The 22,721-nt window shown below is 71.6% G+C and carries 23 protein-coding genes and 3 tRNA genes; 6 read left to right on the top strand and 20 right to left on the bottom strand.

Going from position 1 to position 22,721, the window contains the following annotated elements:
- The 6 genes from ACL03H_RS19145 to rplJ form a co-directional block, all read right to left on the bottom strand.
- A partial coding sequence (locus tag ACL03H_RS19145) for an MlaD family protein (protein WP_412812647.1) occupies positions 1-315 on the bottom strand: 315 nt, incomplete at its 3' end.
- The gene (locus tag ACL03H_RS19150; RefSeq protein ID WP_412812739.1) at positions 312-1,142 is read right to left on the bottom strand and encodes an MlaE family ABC transporter permease; all 831 of its coding nucleotides are present in this window, start codon (positions 1,140-1,142) and stop codon (positions 312-314) included. The genes ACL03H_RS19150 and ACL03H_RS19145, both read right to left, overlap by 4 nt.
- A 15-nt stretch (positions 1,143-1,157) precedes the next feature.
- On the bottom strand, positions 1,158-1,970 hold the full coding sequence (locus tag ACL03H_RS19155; RefSeq protein WP_412812648.1) for an MlaE family ABC transporter permease: 813 nt from the start codon (positions 1,968-1,970) through the stop codon (positions 1,158-1,160).
- Positions 1,967-3,286 (bottom strand): ABC transporter ATP-binding protein, encoded by a 1,320-nt coding sequence (locus ACL03H_RS19160; RefSeq protein ID WP_412812649.1) that lies wholly within the window; start codon positions 3,284-3,286, stop codon positions 1,967-1,969. The genes ACL03H_RS19155 and ACL03H_RS19160 overlap by 4 nt, the downstream gene beginning before the upstream one ends.
- Before the next feature lie 442 nt (positions 3,287-3,728).
- Positions 3,729-4,112 (bottom strand): 50S ribosomal protein L7/L12, encoded by a 384-nt coding sequence (gene rplL / locus ACL03H_RS19165; protein WP_412812650.1) that lies wholly within the window; start codon positions 4,110-4,112, stop codon positions 3,729-3,731.
- A gap of 96 nt (positions 4,113-4,208) precedes the next feature.
- The gene (gene rplJ / locus ACL03H_RS19170) at positions 4,209-4,736 is read right to left on the bottom strand and encodes a 50S ribosomal protein L10 (RefSeq protein ID WP_412812651.1); all 528 of its coding nucleotides are present in this window, start codon (positions 4,734-4,736) and stop codon (positions 4,209-4,211) included.
- Between the two features lie 345 nt (positions 4,737-5,081).
- Here rplJ and ACL03H_RS19175 point away from each other — a divergent pair, with 345 nt between their 5' ends.
- A complete protein-coding gene (locus ACL03H_RS19175) occupies positions 5,082-5,918 on the top strand; it encodes a hypothetical protein (RefSeq protein WP_412812652.1) in 837 nt (278 codons plus the stop codon).
- A gap of 55 nt (positions 5,919-5,973) precedes the next feature.
- Here the strand turns inward: ACL03H_RS19175 and rplA are convergent, their stop codons facing one another.
- The 5 genes from rplA to ACL03H_RS19200 form a co-directional block, all read right to left on the bottom strand.
- Complete coding sequence (gene rplA / locus ACL03H_RS19180) at positions 5,974-6,687, bottom strand: 50S ribosomal protein L1 (protein ID WP_412812653.1); 714 nt, start codon at positions 6,685-6,687, stop codon at positions 5,974-5,976.
- A 71-nt stretch (positions 6,688-6,758) separates the two neighbouring features.
- Entirely contained in the window at positions 6,759-7,193 is a 435-nt protein-coding gene (rplK, locus tag ACL03H_RS19185; protein ID WP_412812654.1) for a 50S ribosomal protein L11, read from the bottom strand.
- Between the two features lie 171 nt (positions 7,194-7,364).
- Positions 7,365-8,258 (bottom strand): transcription termination/antitermination protein NusG, encoded by an 894-nt coding sequence (gene nusG, locus ACL03H_RS19190; RefSeq protein WP_412812655.1) that lies wholly within the window; start codon positions 8,256-8,258, stop codon positions 7,365-7,367.
- Positions 8,259-8,342: 84 nt separating this feature from the next.
- The gene (gene secE / locus ACL03H_RS19195; RefSeq protein WP_412812656.1) at positions 8,343-8,741 is read right to left on the bottom strand and encodes a preprotein translocase subunit SecE; all 399 of its coding nucleotides are present in this window, start codon (positions 8,739-8,741) and stop codon (positions 8,343-8,345) included.
- A gap of 33 nt (positions 8,742-8,774) precedes the next feature.
- Positions 8,775-8,847 (bottom strand) — tRNA-Trp (locus ACL03H_RS19200).
- A gap of 203 nt (positions 8,848-9,050) precedes the next feature.
- On the opposite strand from ACL03H_RS19200, the gene ACL03H_RS19205 reads away from it, so the two are divergent.
- Positions 9,051-10,289 (top strand): pyridoxal phosphate-dependent aminotransferase, encoded by a 1,239-nt coding sequence (locus ACL03H_RS19205; protein ID WP_412812657.1) that lies wholly within the window; start codon positions 9,051-9,053, stop codon positions 10,287-10,289.
- Positions 10,290-10,379: 90 nt separating this feature from the next.
- On the opposite strand, the gene ACL03H_RS19210 is transcribed toward ACL03H_RS19205, so the two are convergent.
- The 7 genes from ACL03H_RS19210 to ACL03H_RS19240 all read right to left on the bottom strand — a co-directional run bounded on the left by ACL03H_RS19210 (position 10,380) and on the right by ACL03H_RS19240 (position 15,960).
- Positions 10,380-10,808: a MaoC family dehydratase gene (locus ACL03H_RS19210; RefSeq protein WP_412812658.1), complete on the bottom strand. Its 429-nt coding sequence runs from the start codon at positions 10,806-10,808 to the stop codon at positions 10,380-10,382.
- Positions 10,805-11,269, bottom strand: a complete 465-nt coding sequence (locus ACL03H_RS19215; RefSeq protein ID WP_412812659.1) for a MaoC family dehydratase N-terminal domain-containing protein — start codon at positions 11,267-11,269, stop codon at positions 10,805-10,807. Before ACL03H_RS19215 ends, ACL03H_RS19210 begins: the two co-directional genes overlap by 4 nt.
- 104 nt (positions 11,270-11,373) lie before the next feature.
- Positions 11,374-11,538, bottom strand: a complete 165-nt coding sequence (rpmG, locus tag ACL03H_RS19220; protein WP_358432516.1) for a 50S ribosomal protein L33 — start codon at positions 11,536-11,538, stop codon at positions 11,374-11,376.
- Between the two features lie 67 nt (positions 11,539-11,605).
- Positions 11,606-11,681, bottom strand: a tRNA-Met gene (locus ACL03H_RS19225).
- 88 nt (positions 11,682-11,769) lie between these two features.
- Positions 11,770-11,842, bottom strand: a tRNA-Thr gene (locus tag ACL03H_RS19230).
- A gap of 133 nt (positions 11,843-11,975) precedes the next feature.
- Positions 11,976-14,603, bottom strand: a complete 2,628-nt coding sequence (locus ACL03H_RS19235) for a putative bifunctional diguanylate cyclase/phosphodiesterase (protein ID WP_412812660.1) — start codon at positions 14,601-14,603, stop codon at positions 11,976-11,978.
- A 340-nt stretch (positions 14,604-14,943) separates the two neighbouring features.
- Positions 14,944-15,960 (bottom strand): alpha/beta hydrolase, encoded by a 1,017-nt coding sequence (locus ACL03H_RS19240; protein WP_412812661.1) that lies wholly within the window; start codon positions 15,958-15,960, stop codon positions 14,944-14,946.
- 28 nt (positions 15,961-15,988) lie between these two features.
- Between ACL03H_RS19240 and ACL03H_RS19245 the strand changes: the two genes are divergently transcribed.
- The 3 genes from ACL03H_RS19245 to ACL03H_RS19255 all read left to right on the top strand — a co-directional run bounded on the left by ACL03H_RS19245 (position 15,989) and on the right by ACL03H_RS19255 (position 17,976).
- The gene (locus tag ACL03H_RS19245; RefSeq protein WP_412812662.1) at positions 15,989-16,402 is read left to right on the top strand and encodes a TIGR03668 family PPOX class F420-dependent oxidoreductase; all 414 of its coding nucleotides are present in this window, start codon (positions 15,989-15,991) and stop codon (positions 16,400-16,402) included.
- A 289-nt stretch (positions 16,403-16,691) separates the two neighbouring features.
- The gene (locus tag ACL03H_RS19250) at positions 16,692-16,982 is read left to right on the top strand and encodes a hypothetical protein (protein ID WP_412812663.1); all 291 of its coding nucleotides are present in this window, start codon (positions 16,692-16,694) and stop codon (positions 16,980-16,982) included.
- A gap of 175 nt (positions 16,983-17,157) precedes the next feature.
- Positions 17,158-17,976: an SAM-dependent methyltransferase gene (locus tag ACL03H_RS19255; RefSeq protein ID WP_412812664.1), complete on the top strand. Its 819-nt coding sequence runs from the start codon at positions 17,158-17,160 to the stop codon at positions 17,974-17,976.
- Here the strand turns inward: ACL03H_RS19255 and ACL03H_RS19260 are convergent.
- Both ACL03H_RS19260 and ACL03H_RS19265 read right to left on the bottom strand, forming a co-directional pair.
- Complete coding sequence (locus tag ACL03H_RS19260) at positions 17,973-18,752, bottom strand: aminotransferase class IV family protein (protein ID WP_412812665.1); 780 nt, start codon at positions 18,750-18,752, stop codon at positions 17,973-17,975. The two genes, ACL03H_RS19255 and ACL03H_RS19260, sit on opposite strands and share 4 nt — an antisense overlap.
- Positions 18,753-18,788: 36 nt before the next feature.
- Positions 18,789-20,696 (bottom strand): S9 family peptidase, encoded by a 1,908-nt coding sequence (locus ACL03H_RS19265; RefSeq protein ID WP_412812666.1) that lies wholly within the window; start codon positions 20,694-20,696, stop codon positions 18,789-18,791.
- A gap of 357 nt (positions 20,697-21,053) precedes the next feature.
- Here ACL03H_RS19265 and ACL03H_RS19270 point away from each other — a divergent pair, with 357 nt between their 5' ends.
- A complete protein-coding gene (locus ACL03H_RS19270) occupies positions 21,054-22,649 on the top strand; it encodes an alpha/beta hydrolase (RefSeq protein WP_412812667.1) in 1,596 nt (531 codons plus the stop codon).
- The last annotated feature ends 72 nt before the right edge of the window (positions 22,650-22,721 follow it).

The raw sequence follows: 22,721 nt of genomic DNA on the forward strand, positions 1-22,721 counted from the left end.
CGGCAACAACCGCGCCGACACGTTCGCCGGCAACAACGACGCCTCCTCCGGATCCAACGCCAACCGCAACTCGGCACCGCCGTCGACGGCGCGGATCTCCGAGACGCGGCCGATGACCATGCCGCGCGCCTTCACGTCGGAGTCCGGCATCAGCTGGTTGCCGGTGGACGCCGCCTCCAGCACCACGTCCACGGTGGATTCGAAGGTCCGCTGGTAGGTGGCGATGGAGAAGCCGAAGAACAGCACGATGACCATCAGCAGCGACAGGCCGAGCAGCCTGCGCCGCACCGTGAACAGCGCGTTGCGAGTACTCATCCCGTGATCCGAACCGTCGTCGTGGTGCCCCAGATCGCGAGGCTGAGGAAGAAGTCGAGCAGCGCGGTCGTCACGATCGCCGTGCGCACCGCGCGGCCCACCGCGACGCCCACCCCGGCGGGACCGCCGCTGGCGCGGTAGCCGTAGTAGCAGTGCGTCATGATCACCACGACGCTGAAGATGAGCACCTTGCCGAACGACCACAGCACGTCCTCCGGCGGGAGGAACAGGTTGAAGTAGTGGTCGTAGGTGCCCGCGGACTGCCCGTAGAGCTGCACGGTCACCGTGCGCGCCGCCAGGTAGGAGGTCAGCAGGCCGAGCACGTAGAGCGGGACCACCGCGACGAACCCGGCCATCACCCGCGTCGTCACCAGGTACGGCAGGCTCGGGACCCCCATGACCTCCAGCGCGTCGATCTCATCCGAGATCCGCATCGCCCCCAGCTGCGCGGTGAACCCGGAGCCGACCGTCGCCGACAGCGCCAGCCCGGCGACCAGCGGCGCGATCTCGCGGGTGTTGAAGTAGGCCGAGACGAACCCGGCGAACGCCGAGGTTCCCAGCTGGTTCAGGGCCGCGTAGCCCTGCAGGCCGACCACGGTGCCGGTGAACAGCGTCATGCCGATCATCACGCCGACCGTGCCGCCGATCACCGCCAGCGCCCCGCTGCCGAAGCTGACCTCGGTCAGCAGCCGCAGGGTCTCCTTGGAGTACCGCGTGACCGACTTCGGGATCCAGGCGAGCGTCCGGAGGTAGAACGACATCTGGTCGCCCAGGTCGTCCAGCAGCTCCAGCGGCCGCCTGGCCAGCCGCTTCGCGCGCTGCGTCATCGTCGTCACGACCGCTCACATCCCCTTGGGCGGCACGACCTGGAGGTAGATCGTGGTCAGGATGAAGTTCACCGCGAACAGCAACAGGAAGGTGATCACCACGGCCTGGTTGACCGCGTCGCCGACGCCCTTCGGGCCCGGCGGCGGGTTGAGCCCGCGGTAGGCGGCCACGACCCCGGCGAGGAAGCCGAAGATCAGGGCCTTCAGCTCGGAGATCCACACGTCCGGCAGCTGCGCGAGGGCGTTGAAGCTGGCCATGTAGGCGCCGGGCGTCCCGCCCTGCATGATCACGTTGAAGAAGTAGCCGCCGAGCACGCCGACGACGCTGACCATGCCGTTGAGCAGCACCGCCACCAGGATCGCGGCGAGCACCCTCGGGACCACCAGGCGCTGCACGACGGAGACGCCCAGCACCTCCATCGCGTCGATCTCGTCCCGGATCTTGCGGGAGCCGAGGTCGGCGCAGATCGCCGAGCCACCGGCTCCGGCGATCAGCAGCGCCGTCACGATCGGGCTGGCCTGCTGGATGATCGCGAGCACGCTCGCGCCACCGGTGAACGACTGCGCGCCGATCTGCCGGGTCAGCGAGCCCAGCTGCAACGCGATCACCGCGCCGAAGGGGATGGCCACCAGGGCCGTGGGCAGGATGGTCACGCTGGCGATGAACCAGCACTGCTGGATGAACTCGCGGAACTGGAACGGCCTGCTGGGCATGTGCCGGACCACGTCCAGCGCCAGCGCGAACAGCCGGCCCGTCTCGCGCAGTCCTCCCGCACCGGGGAAGGAGCGCGCGCGGCTCCCCCGCGACCGCGTGGGCGGTGCGCTCACTGCTCACCACCTCTGCGGCGTCCGAACCAGCGGCGGCGGGCGCTCACCGGTTCCTCGTCCGGCTGCGATCCGCCCGGTAACGGCTGGTCCCCGGGCCGCGGACGCGGCCGGGGCGAGGGGCGCGACGGACCGCGGCCGCGGGGCGCGTCCGGCTCCTGGGCGGCCGCGGGGGCCTGCGGAGTCGTCGGCCGCTCGCCCCGCTCCGGCGCCGGGGCCACCCGGTCCTGGGGCGTCGGGTCCTGGGGCGCCGGGTCCTGGGGCGCCGCCTGCCGCGGCACCCGCGCCACCTCGGTCCGCGCCAGCGAACCGCTCATCGCCGGGGCCGTCGCGGCACGCACCCCGTAGTGCTCCCGGTCCTGCTGCGACAGGCTCTTGAGGATCTCCTGCTGCGCCGCCGGGGTCAGCGTGTGCAGGTTCGCCATCACCCGGTCCTGCCTGCGCCGCACCGCGGTGCGCTCCGGCAGTCCGGGGGTGACCTCCAGCTGCGGCATGATCTGCGGCACCCCGGACTCCCCGCGCAGCTCGGCGAGCTCGGCGGCGGCCTGGCCGGCGTCCTTCTCCTCGCTCATCCCGATCGGGCCCTGGCGGCGGCCGTTGAGGAACTGCTCCACCACCGGCTCGGTCGAGGTCAGCAGGACCTCCCGCGGGCCGTACATCACCAGGTTGCGGCGGAACAGCATCCCGATGTTGTCCGGCACCGTGCGGGCGGTGTTGATGTCGTGGGTGACGATCAGGCAGGTCGCGTCGATCTGCGCGTTCAGGTCCACGATCAGCTGGTTCAGGTACGCGGTGCGCACCGGGTCCAGCCCCGAGTCCGGCTCGTCGAACAGCAGGATCTCCGGGTCCAGCACCAGAGCCCGGGCCAGCCCGGCGCGCTTGCGCATACCGCCGGAGATCTCCCCGGGGAGCTTGGTCTCGGCCCCGATGAGGCCGACCATCTCCATCTTCTCCATCACGACCTGCCGCACCTCGGACTCGTTCTTCCGGGTGTGCTCGCGCAGCGGGAACGCGATGTTGTCGTAGAGGTTCATCGAACCGAACAGGGCGCCGTCCTGGAACAGCACGCCGAACAACTTCCGGATCTCGTAGAGCTTGCTCTCGGAGCAGTCGCAGACGTCGACCCCGTCGATGATCACCGAGCCCTGCTCGGGCTTGAGGAGACCGACCAAGGACTTGAGGAACACCGATTTGCCGGTGCCGGAGGGACCGAGCAGCACGCTGATCTCACCGGTGGGCAGCGTCAGCGTCACGTCGCGCCAGATGGTCTGCGCGCCGAAGGACTTGGACAAGCCCTCGACCCTGACCTCGACACCCATCCGGTACCTCCGCGTTCCTTCGCTGGCCGCGTTTCGCCGGCTTTACGCCGCCCGGTGCAGCAGTGCACCCGGACGGGGAGCCTCGCATATGTGACCCGACTAACCGAGGTCAGGATCATCACACCTGGACAACGAGCGAGCCGCGCACAGGTTACTCACGAGTTCACTTGGATTCCCAGACCTCGGCGCCAACCGTTCCGAACTGTCCGGATTCCTCTTTCCGCAGACCGAAAAAATCAATGAAAATTGCACGGAACGCGAAAAGGCGGGCACCCGCGGTGGGTGCCCGCCTTCTCGTGCCGCGCGATGTTCGACTCGCACCGGAAACCGGTGGGCGCGAACGGATCGGGTGTACCGATTCCGCTGCGTCGAATCGTGATCCGATCGTTCGCGGCGGCGGAAGCGCCGACCGCCCGGATCCGGAGATCCGGGCGGTGCGAGATCACTTCAGGGAGATCTTGGCGCCGGACTCCTCCAGCTTGGCCTTGGCCTCGTTGGCCTTGTCCTTGTCGACCTTCTCCAGGATGGCCTTCGGGGCGCCCTCGACGAGCTCCTTGGCCTCCTTCAGGCCCAGACCGGAGACGACCTCGCGGACGACCTTGATGACCTGGATCTTCTTGTCGCCGGCGTCCTCGAGGACGACGTCGAACTCGTCCTGCTCCTCGACCTCGGCGGCAGCACCGGCGGCCGGGGCGGCCACGGCCGCGACCGGGGCGGCGGCGGTGACGTCGAAGGTCTCCTCGAACTGCTTGACGAACTCGGAGAGCTCCAGCAGCGTCATTTCCTTGAAGACGTCCAGCAGTTCGTCGTTGCTCAGCTTGGCCATGACGACGTTCCTTTCAGATCTGCGCTCGCCTCGGCGAGCGGGTGCGATGTGCGGGCGGGATCCCGGCGCGCGCGGAGCGTTCCGGGCCGGGACGGATCAGGAGTCCGACTCGGCGCCCTTCTTCTCCTGCAGCGCGGCGGCCAGGCGAGCGACCTGCGAGGCCGGGGCGGCGAACAGACCAGCGGTCTGAGTCAGCTTGCCCTTCAGCGCACCGGCCAGCTTGCTCAGGGTGACCTCGCGGGAGTCCAGGTCGGCGATGCGCTCGACCTCGGACACCGAGATCGCGCGGCCGTCCATGTAGCCGCCCTTGATCACCAGGGCCTGGTTGTCCTTGGCGAAGTCGCGCAGCGCCTTCGCCGCGTCCACCGGCTCGCCCTCGATGAAGGCGATCGCGGTGGGGCCGACGAACAGGTCGTCGAGGCCTTCGACCCCGGACTGCTCGGCGGCCCGCTTGACCAGGGTGTTCTTCGCGACCCGGTAGGTCGTGCCCTCGCCGAGGGCGGTGCGCAGCTGGCCCAGCTGCGCCATGGACAGCCCGCGGTACTCGGTCACCACAGCGGTGGTCGCGGTGGTGAACCGGCCCGCGATCTCGTCGACCGCGTCGACCTTCTCCGGCTTTGCCATGTTTCGCCTCCTCTCTTCTGACGACTCGGAATCCGCGAACTGCGGATTCGTCGCCGGTGTGAGGATCCCGAGGAGACGAAAAACGCCCCGGCGCAGCAGGCACGGGGCGATCATCAGCACCGGCGCTGCGGAGCGCTCGGGTGCCGCCACGTCCTCCTGCGCGGGCCGCCCGCATCGCAACGGGACCTTCGTTCCCCGCACGAGGCGAGGAAGACCAGCGGTCTTGGGTGGAACTGCCGCCAGCGTACTCGAACCCCCGGCGCCCCGGACGGCCACCCCCGCTGCTCAGCACCGGTACCCCGCGCGTCGATCTCCGCGCTTGCCCGGCACGGCAAGATGTCAGGCGTGGCCGACCCGAACGAGTCGCACCGCGACGACCGATCCCCCCGCCCGGAGCCGACGCCGAACACCCCCGAGGTGGTGGACGCGGAGCTGGTCGACGTCCAGCCCGGCCCGCGCGCCAGCCCGGCGAGCCCGCCCGCCGACGAGGAGCAGTTCCGGCAGTACCAGCAGTTCCTGGAGTTCCAGAAGTTCCAGGAGTGGCAGCGCGGCCAGGGCACCGCCCCCGGAGCCGCGCCACCACCACCGGCCGGGGCCGCACCGCCCGCGGAGCCGCCGCGCCCCCAGCGCCGGCCGCTGTGGCGCAAGGCGCTGGGCGTCATCTGGTCGGTCGTGCGCCCGCTGGCGCGTCGGCTGCTGTTCCTGGCCGTGGCGCTCGTGCTGCTCCTGCTGCTGCTCGGCTGGGCGGTCCAGCACTACTTCGGCGCGGGCGGCGGCGGAGGGGGAGGCGGTGGCACCGGAGGGGTGCCGCAGGAGGCGGCGCCGGTGACGCCGGAGTCCCCGCAGCGGGTGATCCGCGCCTTCTACGGCTACATCGCCCACCAGCCCGAGCAGGCCTGCGCGCTGTTCACCGAAACCGGCAAGTCCGCGTTCGCCTACCACTTCCAGAGCGGGGACTGCGCCACCGCCGCGAGCAGGGCGCGCGCCCAGGTGACCGAGCCGAACGCCTTCGGCAGCCCCGGGTTCACCAACGACGTCATCCAGCTCACCGGCACGCAGGCCCTGGTGGACTCCTGCTCGCTGCGCGTCTCGGGCGGCCCGCCGCTGGGGAAGTTCTCGATGAGCAAGCAGCCCGACGGCGGTTGGCAGATCGACAACTACGAGCCCGTCTCCTGCTCCTGAGACGCGAAAGCGGGCCGCCCCGGAATGGGACGGCCCGCTCGCTGCGAACTGCGGATCAGGCAGGAGCCTCGGTGAGGTTCCGGGTCGCGCCCGGGTCCACCGGGATGCCCGGGCCCATCGTCGTCGTGAAGGTGACCTTCTTGACGTAGCGGCCCTTGGAGGTGGAGGGCTTCGCACGCAGGATCTCGTCCAGCGCGGCCGCGTAGTTCTCCACCAGCTGCGCGGTGTCGAACGAGGCCTTGCCGATCACCAGGTGCAGGTTGGCCTGCTTGTCCACCCGGAAGCTGATCTTGCCGCCCTTGATCTCGGAGACGGCCTTCGTGACGTTCGGGGTGACGGTGCCGGTCTTCGGGTTCGGCATGAGCCCGCGCGGGCCGAGCACGCGCGCGATCTTGCCGACCTTCGCCATCTGGTCCGGGGTGGCGATCGCCGCGTCGAAATCGAGCCAGCCGCCCTGGATTCGCTCGATCAGATCTTCGGAGCCGACCGCCTCCGCACCCGCGGCTTCGGCCTCAGCGGCCTTGTCGCCGGTGGCGAACACGATGACCCGAACGGTCTTGCCAGTGCCGTGCGGCAGGTTCACGGTGCCGCGGACCATCTGGTCGGCCTTGCGGGGGTCGACGCCCAGCCGCAGTGCCACCTCGACGGTGGGGTCCATCTTGACCTTGGCGGTCTTCTTGGCCAGCTCGACGGCCTCCAGCGGCGCGTACAGCCGCGCGCGGTCGACCAGCTCGGCGGCCTGCTGATATGCCTTGCTGCGCTTAGTCATTCCCTGTCCTTCATGGTGGATCAGTCGTGGTCGCGTAGGGCTGCGCGAGCCCTCCCACAGTGCCGGGTTCGTCAGCCCTCGACGGTCAGACCCATCGACCGGGCGGTGCCGGCGATGATCTTCGAGGCCTGGTCGATGTCCTTGGCGTTGAGGTCGACCATCTTGGTCTGCGCGATCTCGCGAACCTGGTCCGCGGTGATCTTGCCGACCTTGGTCTTGTGCGGCTCACCGCTGCCCTTCTGCACACCCGCGGCCTTGAGCAGCAGCTTCGCCGCCGGCGGGGTCTTGAGGGCGAAGGTGAACGAGCGGTCCTCGAACACGGAGATCTCGACCGGCACCACGTCGCCGCGCTGGCTTTCGGTGGCGGCGTTGTAGGCCTTGCAGAACTCCATGATGTTCACGCCGTGCTGACCCAGCGCCGGGCCGACGGGCGGAGCCGGGTTGGCCTGGCCTGCCGAGATCTGCAGCTTGATGATCGCTGCGAGCTTCTTCTTCTTGGGCGGCATCTCTAGCTTCCTGTGTCTTTCGGTGTCCGTTCGCCCGACCCGAGCACGGGCCGGGCACGGGCGGGGACCACGACGGTGGCTTCGCCCGTTCCCCGCGGCAGGTCCTGCCTGGTCCTGCCGCGGCCGCCGGAATCCCCTCTTCGACCCGTCGCGGGACGCGCGGGGAACCGGTCAGATCTTGGAAACCTGGTTGAACGACAGCTCGACCGGCGTCTCCCGGCCGAAGATCGAAACCAGCACCTTCAGCTTCTGGTTGTCGGCGTTGACCTCGCTGATCGTCGCCGGCAGCGTCGCGAACGGGCCGTCCATGACGGTGATCGACTCGCCGACCTCGAAGTCCACCTCGACCGAGGGCTTCGCCGCGGCAGCGGGCTGCGCGGACTTCCTGCCCTCCGGCTTGGCTTCCTTCTCCGCCTGCGGCGCGAGGAACTTCAGCACGTCGTTGATGCTCAGCGGCGAGGGCTGCGAGGTCGCACCGATGAACCCGGTGACGCCCGGGGTGTTGCGGACCGCGCTCCACGAAGCGTCGTTGAGCTCCATGCGCACCAGGATGTAACCGGGCAGCACCTTGCGCTGCACCAGCTTGCGCTGGCCGTTCTTGATCTCGGTGACCTCTTCGGTGGGCACCTCGACCTGGAAGATGAAGTCCTCGACGTCCAGCGTCTGGGCGCGGGTCTCCAGGTTCGTCTTCACCTTGTTCTCGTAACCGGCGTACGAGTGCACGACGTACCACTCGCCCGGGGCGCGGCGCAGCGCGGCGCGCAGCTCCTCGACCGGGTCCACCTCGACCTCTTCGGCCTCGGCTTCCTCGTCGGTCTCCTCGGTCCCGTCCGCGTCGGACTCCGACTCGGCGGTCTCCGACTCGTCGCTGTCCGCGGCGGACTCGGCGGCCGCGGCCTCCTCGCCGGACTCGGCGGCGGTCGAACCGGTGTCCTCGACGGAGTCGGCGCCGCGAGCGGAGTCGACCTCGTCGGCTCCGGTCGACGCCTCGGCCTCGGCCGACGCACCTGTCCGGCCGGTCAGCTCCCGGTCCTCCTGGGAGGTCCCGTCTCCTGCTGAGGTCACAGTGGGTCTCGCTTCCTCTCGTGCGTTATGCGCCGGGTCGATGGCGCGACAGCGGCCCGCTGTTCGCCGCGGGCCGTGGCGCGCTCAGCCGAACAACCAGAGCACGCCCTTGGCGAACAGCACGTCCAGACCGGCCACGAACGCCACCAGAATGCTGACGAACACGAGCACCACGAGCGTGTAGGTGATCAGTGCCCGGCGTGTCGGCCAGATGACCTTGCGCAGCTCGGCGACGACTTCCCGCAGGAAGCGCCACACCTTGCGGAACGGCGAGACCCGACCCTTCCGGCCGTCCCGTGACGGAGTCGGCCGGCCCTTCGACTCGGTCGTGCGGGTGGCACCGGAGTCCGGTCCGCCCGCCCGATCACCGCCCTGCCGGGCGGAAGCACGGGAGGAGCGGCGCTCGCGTCGTGCGGCGGCGCTGGAGGGCTGAGCAGCCTTGTCCTGCTGCTCGTCCGGCCCCTGCTCGCGGTCGTCGCTCACGCCTGCATCCTCCGCTCACCGTGTGCATCGACGCAGGGGTGACAGGACTCGAACCTGCAACCTGCGGTTTTGGAGACCGCTGCTCTGCCAATTGAGCTACACCCCTTCGCGGCCGTCGGCCGCGACGGAACACACGATACGCCACGCCCGAATTCGACCGCTGTCGAGCTCGGGTGCGGGTTCACCGGCATCCCAAGACGGGAAGTGTACGGGACGCTCCCCCCACCGCCGCACGCGCGTCCGGCTAACCGGAGAAGCCCAGGCGGGGAGCGTGCCGCCGAGCTCCGGCACCTTTGCGAAGATGCCGTCATGGCCACACCAGCAGAGCAGTCCCAGCCCACCACGCCGCCGTCCCGGGTCTCCGCCCGCGTCGGGGGGATCAGCGAGTCCGCGACCCTGGCGGTCGATTCCAAGGCGAAGGCGCTCCGGGCCGCCGGGCGACCGGTGATCGGCTTCGGCGCCGGGGAGCCGGACTTCCCCACGCCGGCCCCGATCGTCGAGGCCGCCGCCGCGGCCTGCTCCGACCCCCGCAACCACCGCTACAGCCCGGCGGCCGGGCTGCCGGAGCTGCGCGAGGCGATCGCGAAGAAGACGCTGCGCGACTCCGGGGTGACCGTGGAGCCGAGCCGGGTGCTGGTCACCAACGGCGGCAAGCAGGCGGTCTACCAGGCCTTCGCCACCCTGCTCGACCCGGGCGACGAGGTGCTGCTGCCCGCGCCGTACTGGACGACCTACCCGGAGGCCATCACCCTCGCCGGGGCGGCCCCGGTCGTGGTGCCGACCGACGACAGCACCGGCTTCCTCGCGAGCGTCGAGCAGCTGGAGGCCGCCCGCACCCCGCGCACCAAGGTGCTGCTGTTCAACTCGCCGTCCAACCCGACCGGCGCGGTCTACCCGCCGGAGCAGGTGAAGGCGATCGGCGAGTGGGCGCTGCGGCACGGCATCTGGGTCGTCACCGACGAGATCTACGAGCACCTCGTCTACGGCGAGGCGCGGCACTCCTCGATCCTCGCCGAGGTGCCCGAGCTCGCCGAGACCTGCGTGGTGCTCAACGGCGTGGCCAAGACCTACGCCATGACCGGCTGGCGGGTCGGCTGGATGATCGGCCCCCAGGACGTGATCAAGGCCGCGACGAACCTGCAGTCGCACCTGTCGTCCAACGTGGCCAACGTGTCGCAGCGGGCCGCGCTGGAGGCCGTGAGCGGGCCGCTGGACGCCGTCGCCGAGATGCGCGCCGCGTTCGACCGCAGGCGGCGCACCATCGTGCGGATGCTCTCCGAGATCCCCGGCGTGACCTGCCCGGAGCCGCAGGGCGCGTTCTACGCCTACCCGTCGGTGCGGGAGCTGCTGGGCAAGGAGATCCGCGGCGTCCGACCGCGGACCAGCACCGAGCTCGCCGAACTGGTGCTCGACCAGGCGGAGGTGGCGGTCGTGCCCGGGGAGGCCTTCGGCACGCCCGGCTACTTCCGGCTGTCCTACGCGCTCGGCGACGAGGACCTCGCCGAGGGCGTGGGCCGCATGGCCGAACTGCTGCGCGAGGCCCGCTGAGCGACTCCCCGCGAAACCGGCCGCCGCCGGGATGCCGGTGGCGGCCGGTTTCGCCGCCCGCATCCCGGCGGACGCGGCGCAGGGCGCCGATCAGCCCCGCGGGGGGCGGACGATCGCGCTGGCGCCGCCCAGGACGCCCTGGTCGCCGCTGCGGGCCGAGATGGAGACCTTCACGGTGCCGTCCTCGTTGACCGCGGCGACCTTGCCGGTCAGCTCCACCCGCGCGCCGATGCCGTCGTCCGGCACCACGACGGGCCGGGTGAACCGCACCCCGTAGTCGATGATCGCGCCCGGATCGCCGGTCCACTCCGAGACCAGGCGCCCCGCCAGCGCCATCGTGAGCATCCCGTGCGCGATCACGTCGGGCAGGCCCACCTCGGTGGCGAACCGCTCGTTCCAGTGGATCCGGTTGAAGTCCCCGGAGGCGCCCGCGTAGCGCACCAGGTCCTCGCGGGTCACCGCGACCTCCAGCGCCGGGAGCTCGTCGCCCTTGGCGACCTCGGACCACCGCACCGTCATGCCTGCTCCCCCTGTTCCGCCGTGCCGCGCGCGACCAGCGTCGAGATCGCCGTGCAGACCGGCTCCCCCTCGGAGGTGCCGATCTCGGCCCGCACCGTCAGGAAGTCGTTGCCCGCGCGGGCCTTGATGTCGTCCACCACGACGACCGTGCGCAGCACGTCCCCCGCCCGGATGGGCCGGTGGTGGGTGAAGCGCTGGTTGCCGTGCACGACCTTGCTGTAGTCCAGGCCCAGCGCCTCGTCGGCCACCACGGCGTCGTGCGCGCGCATCGACAGCAGCACCGCGAAGGTGGGTGGCGCGATCACGTCCGGGTGGCCGGCGGCGCGCGCGGCGGCCGCGTCCCGGTGCAGGGGGGAGGTGTCCTTGATCGCGTCGGCGAACTCGCGGATCTTCTCCCGGCCCACCTCGTAGGGCTCCGTGGGCGGGTACTCACGTCCGATGAATGACTGGTCTAGCGGCACGAACGCAGGCTACAGATCGACGCGCGGGCGAACGCCACCAGACGCGAAGAACCCGCCGCGGCGAGCGCCGGGCGGGTTCTCCGAGTTCGACTGGAGCGCTGGTGTCAGCGGGTCTCCTTGTGAGTGCGGTGCGTCCCGCAGTGGGAGCAGAACTTCTTCATCGCCAACCGGTCCGGGTCGTTGCGCCGGTTCTTGTTGGTGATGTAGTTGCGGTTCTTGCACTCCTCGCAGGCCAAGGTGATCTTGGGGCGAACGTCGGTGGCGGCCACGGAGGTGCCCTTCCTCTCTCGTACTGCGTCCTAGGAGGCTCGCTCGACCAGCGTGGGCGAACCGAAGTGGTAGCGGTGGCCGGACTTGAACCGACGACACAGCGATTATGAGCCGCTTGCTCTACCGACTGAGCTACACCGCCGAGGACAACCTGTCAGGTTCTTCACCGAGGTTACCTCATGCAAAACAGCCGCAGCACCCAGATCCCCGAGCACCGCGACTGTTTTCCGAGCCCCAATACGGAATCGAACCGTAGACCTTCTCCTTACCATGGAGACGCTCTGCCGACTGAGCTATTGGGGCATGTCCTTGCGGAGCGATTAGAACTCTACACACCCGCCCCGGGAGCCCCGCACCGGGGGTCCCCTTTCGGGGAAGTCCCAGCTCAGCCACCGCGGAACGGGCCCGGACGCGTGGAGCGGCGCGCTCCGGACGATCAGTGCACGAGTGTGAGGACGGTCTCGGACTTGGCGCCCCGGGCCTTCACGGTCCGGGCCTGCAACCACGCCTCCAGCCGGTCCTCCGGCAGCGGACGGGAGATCAGGTAGCCCTGCGCGATGTCGCAGCGCATCCCGACGAGCTGGTCCCTCGCCGCGTCGTCCTCGACGCCCTCCGCGACCACGACCAGGTCCAGGGAGTGCCCGAGCTCGACGATGGTGCGCACGACCGCCATGTCGCTGAGGTCGGTGCCCATCCCCAGCACGAAGCTCTTGTCGATCTTGACCTCGTCCACCGGCAAGGTCCGCAGGTACGCCAGCGAGGAGTAGCCGGTGCCGAAGTCGTCGACCGCCAGCACCACGCCCAGCGCGTGCAGCCGCCGCAGCACCGGCATGGAGCGCTCCGGCTCCTCCATCACCGAGGACTCGGTGAGCTCGAAGGTGAGCAGCTCAGCGGGGACGTCGTGGCGCTGGAGCGCCTCGGCGACCCGGTCCGGGAAGGACTCGTCGTTGAGGTTGCGCACCGAGAGGTTCACCGCGACCGACATCCGCAGGTCGCGGTCCATCCACTCCCGGACCTTGATCAGCGCGCGCTCCATCACGAAGGAGGTCAGCGCGTCGACCAGACCGGTCGCTTCCACCACGGGCACGAACTCGTCCGGATCGAGGCGGCCGTACTCGGGGTGCCACCAGCGCACCAGGGCCTCGGCTCCGACGACCTGCCTGCCGGGCAGCGCCACCTTCGGCTGGTAGTGCACCTCGACCTGCCCGGTGTCCAGCGCCTGCCGGAACTGGGTGACCAGCTGGAAGCGGCGCAGGAACACCTGGCCCATCGCCGGGGCGTAGCCGCGGATCACGTCCTTGCCGTTGCGCGCCGCCCGCACCGCCACGTCGGCGTGCTGCAGCAGCGTGTCGATGTCGTTCTCGGCGTCCGCGTCGGCGGGCGCCGAGGAGGCGAAGCCCGCGACGCCGCCCGCCTCCACCACCAACCGGTCCAGCGGGTAGGACTCGCCGATCACCTCGCAGAGCCGGGCGCCCACCTGCTGCGCCTGCTCCTCGGTGCGGTCGGTGAGCAGCACGGCGAAGGAGTTCGCCTCCAGCCTCGCGAGCGGCACCTCCGTTCCCAGCTCGCCGAGCATCCGCTGCCCGGCCGCGACCACGATCCGGTCGCCCCAGGCGTAGCCGAGGGCCTCGCTGACCGTGGTGAGCAGGTCCAGGTCGACGCGCACCACCACGGCGGTGCGCCCGGCCCGCAGCTCCTCGGCCGCCATCTCTCGGAAGCCCGCGCGGTTGAGCAGACCGGTCAGCAGGTCGTGGTAGGCGTCGTGGCGCAGCCTGGCCAGCAGCCGCCGGTTGTCCATCGCGGTAGCCAGGTGGCTGGCCAGGGTGTGCAGCAGCCGCACGTCGGCGCGCCCGAAGCCGCGCCACCGGCTGACCCGGTCGTGCGCCTCCACCGCGCCGAGCAGCTGGCTGGCGCCGCGCAGCGGTACCACCAGGGATTCGTAGGCACCGCGCATCCGCAGCGCGCGGCGCACCTCGTCGGGCGCTTCGAGCGTGCGGAAGGAGCGGACGTGGCTGCCGGGCAGCTGCAGCAGCGGGTCGTCGCGCAGCGCGTGCGGGCCGGCGAGCCGGGCCGCCTCCGGCAGCGGCTCGCCCGCGACCAGGGTGCTCACCTCGCCGCGCGGGTCGAGGCGCAGGCGCAGCACCACCCGCGTCGCGTTGAGCTGCTCGCGGATGCGCTCCGCGACCGGTTCCCACTCGGTGACCGAGGTGGTGTCGTCCTCCGGTTCGGGGTTGCGCACTGCGGCCTGCCCGGACCGCGCCACGCTGAGGCTCACGTCGCTGAGCGCCTCCAGGTCGCGCTGCTCCCGCAGCAGACCGGAGTAGGCCCGGTAGAGGCCGACGACGGCGACCGCGACGAGCGCCACCAGCAGCCAGCCCCAGCGGGTGCTCTTGGCGACCTCGTAGCCGATCAGGCCGACGGAGGTGTTGAGCAGGCCCACGGCCAGCGTGCGCACGGAGAGCCGCCCGGCGGCGCTCATCCGCATCGCCCCGCCGAGCACGCTCAGCGCGGCCAGCGCGAACGCGCAGCTGATCAGGGGGGAGGTGAGGGTGCCGAGCACCGGACCGAACCAGTCCGGGGCCTCCCGCGGCATCGCGCCCTGCACGGCGCGGGCGACCGCGAACGGCACCGCGATCTCCAGGCACATCACGCCGGCGTTGTAGACGACGTGCGTGGCCGCGCGCCGCCCGACCTGGGCGCCGAGGCCCGCGAGCAGGTTGGCCGCGAGCACCACTTCGAACGGCGCGGTCAGCAGCCCGAGGATCAGCGGGATCTCGGTGAAGGAGATGGTCCAGCCGACGCGCTTGACGTCGACGTCGATGGTGAGCTGCTCGGCGACGAGGAAGCCGATCGCCAGCAGGGGCCCGATGTAGAGCAGGCTGGAGTCGTACCGGAAGTCGAGCCAGAACGAGGTCAGCCCGGAGAACAGCAGTCCCGCCATCAGGGTCATCAGCGAGAACGCGGTGAACGTCCGCCTGCGCGCCGGATCGACCTCGGCCCGCACCGGCGGACGCGGGGTGTTCAGCGTCGCCTCCGGATCGAGGGTGTGGTGACTCTCGATCATCCACCCTCCTCCTGTCCGGCGACACGAATGTCGCACCGGATTGCCCAGCCGATCGTGACTCACGACGGGCACCATTGGCCAGGCCCAAGGACCCGAGCACGCGGCGTCAAGATCCCTTCCCGGGCGGCTCGCGAGGCGTGGACCAGCCCGCCCACCTGCGCGAACATCGAACTGACCAGCGTCTTCGGGCCGGAACATCCTCGCGCGCCGGGTGTCGACTTGTCGCCCGCGACGCGTTCCGCGCGATGTGAAAAAGCCCGCAGCAACCGAATCGCGTTCATGCGGAGAGTATCCACTTGACACGATCTGTGACCGAAATTCCGTCAATCGGAGTAACGACTCAGCACAACCCGAGTTCGTCCACGTAATCACGCAGCGCTCGATCGAGATCCGCCAGCCCCGACTCCTCGGTCGGCAGGTGGCCCGCCCCGTTCAGCGACGCGAACCGACCCGCCGAGCCGAGCCGTTCGTAGAACTCCGCCGACAGCCGCGGTGGCGTCCACCGGTCCTCCGCCGGATGGGCCAGCAGCACCGGCGGCCCCGCGTAGTCCTCGGGCTCGGCCGCGGGCGCGGCGATGATGAGGCTGCGCAGGAACCCGAGCGACATCCAGAGCCCACCGCCCAGCGGATCCGCCCAGATGGCGTGGGCGAACTGCGCGTGGTTCGACATCGCCGCGATGTTCACCAGCCAGCGCACCGGTGCCCACGCCGGCGGCAGCGGCACCGGAACCGACCCGGGCAGCAGCCCGAGGAGCCCCGCCCAGCGACCCGCTTCGGGCGTGGTCGCCAGCATCCGGCGCACGTCCTCCCGGCGCGGATCGGCGAGCCCGGTCGCGACCACCCCCGCGATCGAGCCGTCCGCACCGGCGCGCGCGGCGACGTCGTAGGCCAGTCGCCCTCCCGACCCCACGCCCATCAGGACGACGGGGCGCTCGTCCGCTCGCCGTTCCGCCGCCACCAGGTCGGTGACGCACCGCAGCCAGCTCTCGTAGGTCGCGGGCCGCACGCCGCGGGAGGTCAGCCCGAACCCCGGCAGGTCCGGCGCCAGGAATTCGAGGTCCGCGAGCGCGGGCAGCCTGCCGTAGGGCGAGAGCATCCGCCCGTACCCGCCGATGCCGTGCAGCGCGATGACCTTCGCCGGAGCGTCCGGCCGCGCGATCCGGTCCAGGTGCACCTGTCTGCCCCGCCAGGGCCACCAGCTCTCCGCCGGGAACGACCCGCCGACCGGTTCTCCGCCCGGTGTGACGTCGAGGCTGAGCCCGCTGGGGAAGAACTCCTGGTAGCGGAGCCAATGCCGGTGCTCCGCGTAGCTGGGACCGACGACGTTGTCGGATCCTGGTTCGGATACTGCTCGCACAGCTCGACGGTACGGAGTGGACGACGCCATGCGCATCAGCCACGAGCAGGCACGCTACTGGTTCCAGCAGGCCGCGGTCGCGCGGTTGGCGACGGCCGACCCGGAGGCCCGACCGCACCTGGTCCCGGTGACGTTCGCGGTGCGCGGCGACGTGCTGGTGACCGCCGTCGATCACAAGCCGAAGTCGACCACGGCGCTGCGCCGGCTCCGCAACATCGAGCGGAATCCCCAGGTAGCGCTGCTGGTCGATCACTACTCGGCGGACTGGGAGCAGTTGTGGTGGGCCCGGGCCGACGGCCGCGCGGAGGTCCGTCCGGCCGAGCGGCACCCGGAGCTGGTCGGTGCGCTCACCGCGAAGTACGAGCAGTACCGGCACCACCCGCCCCGGCTCGACCTGATCGTCGTCCGGGTGGAGCGCTGGAGCGGCTGGCGCGCCGCCTAGTGATCATTATCACCGACCGCGCCGGCCCGTTCGGGTCACCAGCGTCCCGCGCACCAAGCACCCGCTGGTCCCCGGCGGGGAGCAGCGGCACCCCCGGCCGCCGGCGCAGGTGGCCAGCTGCCCGCAGGTCGCCTCGGGATCCACCACCTCGCCCTCGTGCGCGCGACCTCGGCCCGTCGCGCCGTCCCGCCATCGGCCGGGTCCCCTCGGTCGGCCGCCTGGCCGCTCCGGGCGGGCGCTGCTCCGCCGCCCGGCCTCGTCGGCGGACGGGCGGACTACGCTCCGGTGCGTGTCGGAAGAGCAGGTGCCCACGGCCGAGTTGTCCCGCCTGGCGACCGCGCTGGACGTCCTCGACGAGCGCGCCGCGCTCAACCACCGCTACCGACGGCTGATCACCGACTCCCGCGCGGCGCTGGCCACCCCGCGGATCCGGGCCACCCAGGCGCGCGGCATCGCCAAGAAGCTGATGGTGCTGGCGCGCGCGGCGGGGCCCGGCTTCCCCGACGACCTCCCGGAGCCCGAGCGGGCTGCCCTGCGCTCCGGGCTCGCGCAGGCGGACGAGCTCGTCTTCCACACCTGATCACCACCGGGGCGAGACCTCCCCCGAGCGATCCGCTTCGCGCCGCGCGGCTCCCGGTGCTCGTGCTCGTCGCCGCCCGCAGCGGTGCCGGGCCGGGCCGTGATCACCCGGTTCCGCTCCGTCCGGCGACCGCGCATACTCCAGGGTGCTCGTCCCCCCAGCAGAGGAGGTTCCGGTGGCACCGGAGCGCCAGTCCGACCAGCCCGGACTCACCGGAGAACCGGACACCAGCGGGCCCAGCGCGGCCCGGATGTACGACTACTACCTGGGCGGTTCGGCGAACTTCGCCGTCGATCGAGCGGCCGCCGACGAGCAGCTGCGCGTGCTGCCGAGCGTGGCCACCACCGCGCGGGCGAACCGGGCGTTCCTCAGCCGGGCCGTGCGCTTCTGCCTGGACCAGGGCGTGAACCAGTTCCTCGACCTGGGCTCCGGCGTGCCCACGGTCGGCAACGTGCACGAGATCGCGCACCGGCTCGACCCGGCGGCCCGGATCGCCTACGTGGACCGGGAACCGATCGCCGTCGCGCACTCCCGCAGGCTGCTCGGCGACGAGCGGCGGGTCACGGTCACCCAGGCCGACCTCACCGATCCGAGGGCCGTGCTCGACGCCCCCGGGGTGGCGGGCCTGCTCGACTTCGCACGGCCGGTCGCGGTGCTCGCGATCAGCGTGCTGCACTTCGTGCGCGACGACCAGGTTCCCGGACGCGTCCTCGCCACCTACCGGGACGCCTGCGTCCCGGGCAGCATCCTGGCGCTCTCGCACACCACGATCGAGAACCTCGCCCCCGACACCGTCGACCTCGGTCTCGCGATCTACCAGCGCACCTCGACCCCGGTGTTCCCCCGGCCGATCACCGAGGCGTCCGCACTGCTCGACGGTTACGAGATCCTCGATCCCGGAGCCGTCCCGGTCACGCGGTGGCGCCCCGACACCGAGGCGGACGCGGCGGCACCGGTCGCGAACACGTGGGCGGCGGTGGGGATCCGGCGCTAGACCGCCTCGCCCGGGATCTCCTCGTACCGCTCGCGCAGCTCGGTGAGCCCGGGGTGCGCGGTGGGCCACACGACGTCGTCGGCGGAGCGGATCGGGCGGATCCCGGTGGCGGCGTTCGTGGCGAACGCCGCCTCCGTCCCGGCCAGGTCCGCGAGCGTCAGCGGCTCCTCCACGTCCGGCTCGCCGAGGGCGTCGCGGAGCAGCGCCATCGTCACGCCGGGCAGGACCTCCGCGCGCGGCCACACGATCCGGTCTCCGCGGACGAAGCCGATGTTGGAGGTGGCGAGCTCGGAGACGGTGCCGTCGAGGTTCCGGAAGAGGACGTCGTCGAACCCAGCGCGCCGCGCGAGGCGGCGGTGCCGCATCGCGCCGAACAGGCCCACGTGCTTGATCGACGGTTCCTCGCGCCGGTGCGGGACCGAGCGCAACCGCAACGGCGCCGGAGCACCGCGCGGCGCCGGCCGGGTGGTGACGAGCACGGCCGGTTCCGCGTCCGCGCCGATCGAGCCGAGGTCCAGCGCGGGGTCGTGGATCGTCACCCGCGCCACGACCGGACAGTCCACATCGGACACCACCCGGCGGAGGTGGTCCCGCACCCGTTCCTCGTCGAGCTCGACCCCGAACAGCGCCCGGCAGTCCCCGGCGAGGCGGCGCAGGTGCAGGTGCAGCCCGCGCACCCTGCCGCCCTCGACCAGCATCGAGGTGAAGTGCCCGTAGTTCGTCAGGGCCAGCACCTCGAGGTGCTCCGGGCGCACCGGGGATCCGTTCAGCTCCACGCGGGCAAGCATCGCAGCCCGCAGCGGCCCGGCGGGTCACGGCTCCGCTCGGCCGCCCAGGTGACGGCTGAGGAACCGCTCCAGGGTGCGGTAGAGCTCGACGTTGCTGTCCGGGTTGATGAACCAGTGGCCTTCGCGCTCGTTGAGCAGGTGCTCCACCTCCGCGCCGCGAGCGCGCAGCGCGTTGACGATCCGGTCGGAGTGGCGGCGGGCGACGCGAACGTCGTTGGCCCCGTGGACGAGCAGCACCGGCGCGCGAACGTCCTCGACCCGGCTGATCGGGGAACGAGCGAGCATGTCGGCCTCCTGCACCGGGTCGTCCGGGTCACCGATGTAGCGGAGGTACGAGTTCTGGACGCCACGCCGGGCCGCGGGGATCACCGAGCGGACCAGGTCGGGCAGGTCGGACATGCCCGTGTAGCTGACCGCGGCCGCGAAGCGATCCGGGGTGAAGGCGGCGCCGACCAGCGCGGCGTACCCGCCGTAGGAGCAGCCGTAGATCGCGACCCGGTCCGGGTCGCTCCACCCTCGCTCGACGGCGTGGTCGACCGCGTCGAGCAGGTCGTCCTGCATGCGCCCGGCGAACTCACCGATCGCGGCGCGGGTGTAGGCCTTCCCGTAGCCGGTGGAGCCGCGGAAGTTGACCTGCAGCACGGCGTAGCCGCGGTTGGCCAGGAGCTGCACCTCCGGGTCGTAGCCCCAGCTGTCGCGGTACCACGGCCCGCCGTGCACCAGGAGCACCGTCGGCAGCCCGCGCGGTTCGACGCCGACCGGCAGGGTCAGGTGGCACGGCACGCGCAGCCCGTCGCGGGCCGTCGCGGTGATCGGGGTGACCGGGGCCAGCTGCCCCGGGTCCAGCCACGGGCAGGGCCGGAACAGCCGTCGAGCGCGCCCGGTCCCGTGGTCGTAGCACCAGGTGACACCGGGATCGCGGTCGTGGGTGAAGTCCACCACCCAGCGAGTTCCGGTCGCGTCGCAGGAGACGTGGCCCAGGTCGCCGTCGGAGAGCTCCTCCAGCCTCGGCAGGACCTCGGCGAAGTCCGGGTGCAGCGCGTGGATCACCTGGCGCTCGCCCAGGTAGCGCGCGCCGAGCAGCTCCCCGGTCGCCGGGTGCAGGATCAGCGAGGAGGGGAAGCGCGGGTCCGCCTCGGGACGCGGGGTGTCCAGATCGTGCACGGGGTGGCTGTCCACTCCGGACTGCTCCCCGGTCATCAGGTCCACCCGGACGAGCCGGGTGCGGTCCGAGTCCCGCGACGACCCGATCCACAGCCCCGTTCCGTCCGGGGTGAGGGCGCGCGGGAGCACGGCCAGCGGGTGATCGTGGCCCGAGAACCGCGCGATGGGGCGGCGGTCGCCGCCGTTCCAGTTCTCGAGCAGGTGGTCACCGTCGTCGTCCAGGGAGAAGGTGAACAGCTCGCCCCGCGACGTCGGCAGCCAGTCGAGCACGTCGCCCGGGTTCTCCACGAGCGTGGTGAGCCGGCCGGTGACGAGGTCGAGTTCGTGCAGGTCGGCGAGGTCCGGTCGGCGCGCGTTCAACCCCACGTGCGCGGTGCCCGGACGACCCGGGAGGAAGTGCGCGCCGAGCACGCGGGCTCCGGGGAACGGAGTCAGGTCGACCGCCGGTTCACCGGGTGCCAACAGGTCGGCGCGGTGCAGGTGGTGGTTCTCGTCGCCGTCGGAGTCCTGCAGGAACAGCAGGTGGCGGGAGTCGTCGGCCCAGAAGAAGGTGTCGATGCTGCGACGCTCGTCGGAGGTGACGCGCTCGGCGGCGGGTCCGCCGTCGCTGTCGGCCCAGTCCGAATCCAGGTCGCGCACGAAGACGTTGAGCCGGTCCCGCCAGGGCGCGAGGTAGGCGACCTTCGTGCCGTCCGGGGAGATCCGGGCTCGGCTCCGCGCGGGCAGCCCGAAGAACTCCTGGGCGGTGATGAGCGGCGGGAGTGCCATCGTGCTCCTCCTGGGGCTGGGTCTCGGATGCCCCAGCGCACACCCGGCCGCCGCGGCCACCTCAAGCCCTCGCGGGGTGTGTCCCCCGCCACTTCCGCGCCGTTCGGGACTCCTGGAGCGGGCTGTGGCGCCCCGGGCTTCCGGAGCTCGCGCGGCCGCGGCCCCGCCCGGGCGCTTCGGATCGCCAGATCCGCGCACGGCGGGCGCGGCCGATCGGCCAGGAGTTCGGACCGATCGGCCGACCGGAGCGGCCTGCCGGGGGAAGTGCGCACCTCCCACCGGCTGCGAACGTTCCCGCCGATCGGCCTCCGCACCAGCGGTGGCACCTGGCGCGTCTCGACCGAGGGAGAAGAGCACATGCAGCAGGGACGCTCGGCGCGCGGTTCGGTGGTTCTCGCCGCCGTCCTCGTCGCGGGCTCGTTCACACCGACCGCCCTCGCGGGGCCCTCCGCCGCGGACTCCGCGACGAAGCCGCTGCGCACCAACGGGGCGGCCGTTCCGGCGCTGGACTGGGCGCCGTGCGAAGGCGGGGCCGGCTACGAATGCGCGACGGCCGAGGTCCCGCTGTCCTATCGCGACCCATCGGGCCAGCAGATCCAGCTCGCCGTGGGCAAACTCCCCGCCGCCGATCAGGAGCGGAAGCTCGGCACGATCTTCTACAACCCCGGCGGGCCGGGGAGCAGCGGCAGGTTCCCCCCAGAGCTGACCCCGGAGCTGCACCAGCGGTTCGACATCGTCGGATTCGACCCGCGCGGCATCATCGCGAGCGACGGGTTGAACTGCTTCACCGGTCCCGACGATGATTTCCACTGGATGAGTTCCTTCCCCGCGACCCCGGAGCAGGAGCGGGCCGCGATCGAAGAGACCGCGCACGGGGTCGAGCAGTGCGCCCGGAACGCGGGACCGCTGCTGAAGCACACGTCGACGGCGAACGTGGCGCGCGACCTCGATCTGCTGCGCGAGGCGGTCGGGGAGGACCGGCTCGACTACTACGGCCTCTCCTACGGAAGCCACCTCGGCACCGTGTACGCGAACCTGTTCCCGGAGCGGGTGGGCTCGGTGGCGATCGACGCCGTGGTCGACCCGATCGAGTGGACCACCGGGTACCGGCCGGACGAGGCGACCGAGCCGATGACCTTCCGGATGGGCGCCCACGGCGGTGCCCAGCAGGCGCTGCGCGCGTTCCTCGACGCGTGCGCGGACGACGAGCGCTGCGCGTTCCGGGAACCGGGTGCCGATCTGCTCGGCAAGTACGACGCGCTGCTGGACCGGTTGCAGGCCGAGCCGGTCGTGGTCCCCCAGCCCGACGGGACTTCGAGCGAGGTGACGTACCAGGCGGCGGTGATGAGGACGTGGCGCGCGCTCAACAGCGCCTCGGCATCGGCCGTGCTCGCGGGGTTCCTGCAGCAGGTGCACGAGCTCTCCCTGCCCGGTGCCGCCGGAGCGGAACCGGCCGATTCGGTTCCGGAAGCCTCGGTTCCGGCCGCCTCGCGCGGCGGCGCCCCGGGAATGGAGCAGATGCTCAGCGTGATGTGCAACGACGGCGACAACCCGGGCGACCCCGCGGTGTGGCCGGACCACGCGCGACGGGCCAACGAGGTCGGCCGCGGTTTCGGCTCGTACTGGACGTACCTGACGCTGGGCTGCGCGACCTGGCCCGGCGGGCCCGACCCGGACCGCTACACCGGGCCGTGGGACCGGGAGACGGCCTCGCCGGTGCTGGTCATCGGCAACCGGCAGGGTGATCCGGCGACGCCCTACGACGACGCGCGCAAGACCTCCGAGCTGCTGGCCGATGCCCGGTTGCTCACGTTCGACTCGTTCGGGCACGGCGCCCGCGGCGAGAGCGCCTGCGTCGACGCGGCGTTGAACGCGTACTACGGCGAGGGCGTCCTCCCCGCCGTGGGCGCGGTCTGCGAGCCGGACCGAGGCCCGTTCGACCCCGCGCCCTGACGGCCTGGTGGTCTCGGTCGCCGCGAGCGGGGGGCTGATCGGCCGGAGGTCCCGGCCGATCGGCGGCCCCGG

It is taken from the genome of Saccharopolyspora antibiotica (assembly GCF_047200635.1).
Classification (GTDB): domain Bacteria; phylum Actinomycetota; class Actinomycetes; order Mycobacteriales; family Pseudonocardiaceae; genus Saccharopolyspora_C.

Bases quoted from the DNA above. Each gene is read 5' to 3' on its own strand.
- ACL03H_RS19270 (WP_412812667.1), top strand. From the start codon at position 21,054: ATGCAGCAGGGACGCTCGGCGCGCGGTTCGGTGGTTCTCGCCGCCGTC.
- rplJ (WP_412812651.1), bottom strand. From the start codon at position 4,736: ATGGCAAAGCCGGAGAAGGTCGACGCGGTCGACGAGATCGCGGGCCGG.
- ACL03H_RS19235 (WP_412812660.1), bottom strand. From the start codon at position 14,603: ATGATCGAGAGTCACCACACCCTCGATCCGGAGGCGACGCTGAACACC.
- ACL03H_RS19160 (WP_412812649.1), bottom strand. From the start codon at position 3,286: ATGGGTGTCGAGGTCAGGGTCGAGGGCTTGTCCAAGTCCTTCGGCGCG.
- ACL03H_RS19245 (WP_412812662.1), top strand. From the start codon at position 15,989: ATGCGCATCAGCCACGAGCAGGCACGCTACTGGTTCCAGCAGGCCGCG.
- ACL03H_RS19210 (WP_412812658.1), bottom strand. From the start codon at position 10,808: ATGACGGTGCGGTGGTCCGAGGTCGCCAAGGGCGACGAGCTCCCGGCG.
- rplL (WP_412812650.1), bottom strand. From the start codon at position 4,112: ATGGCCAAGCTGAGCAACGACGAACTGCTGGACGTCTTCAAGGAAATG.
- ACL03H_RS19205 (WP_412812657.1), top strand. From the start codon at position 9,051: ATGGCCACACCAGCAGAGCAGTCCCAGCCCACCACGCCGCCGTCCCGG.
- rplA (WP_412812653.1), bottom strand. From the start codon at position 6,687: ATGACTAAGCGCAGCAAGGCATATCAGCAGGCCGCCGAGCTGGTCGAC.
- ACL03H_RS19265 (WP_412812666.1), bottom strand. From the start codon at position 20,696: ATGGCACTCCCGCCGCTCATCACCGCCCAGGAGTTCTTCGGGCTGCCC.
- rplK (WP_412812654.1), bottom strand. From the start codon at position 7,193: ATGCCGCCCAAGAAGAAGAAGCTCGCAGCGATCATCAAGCTGCAGATC.
- ACL03H_RS19150 (WP_412812739.1), bottom strand. From the start codon at position 1,142: ATGACGCAGCGCGCGAAGCGGCTGGCCAGGCGGCCGCTGGAGCTGCTG.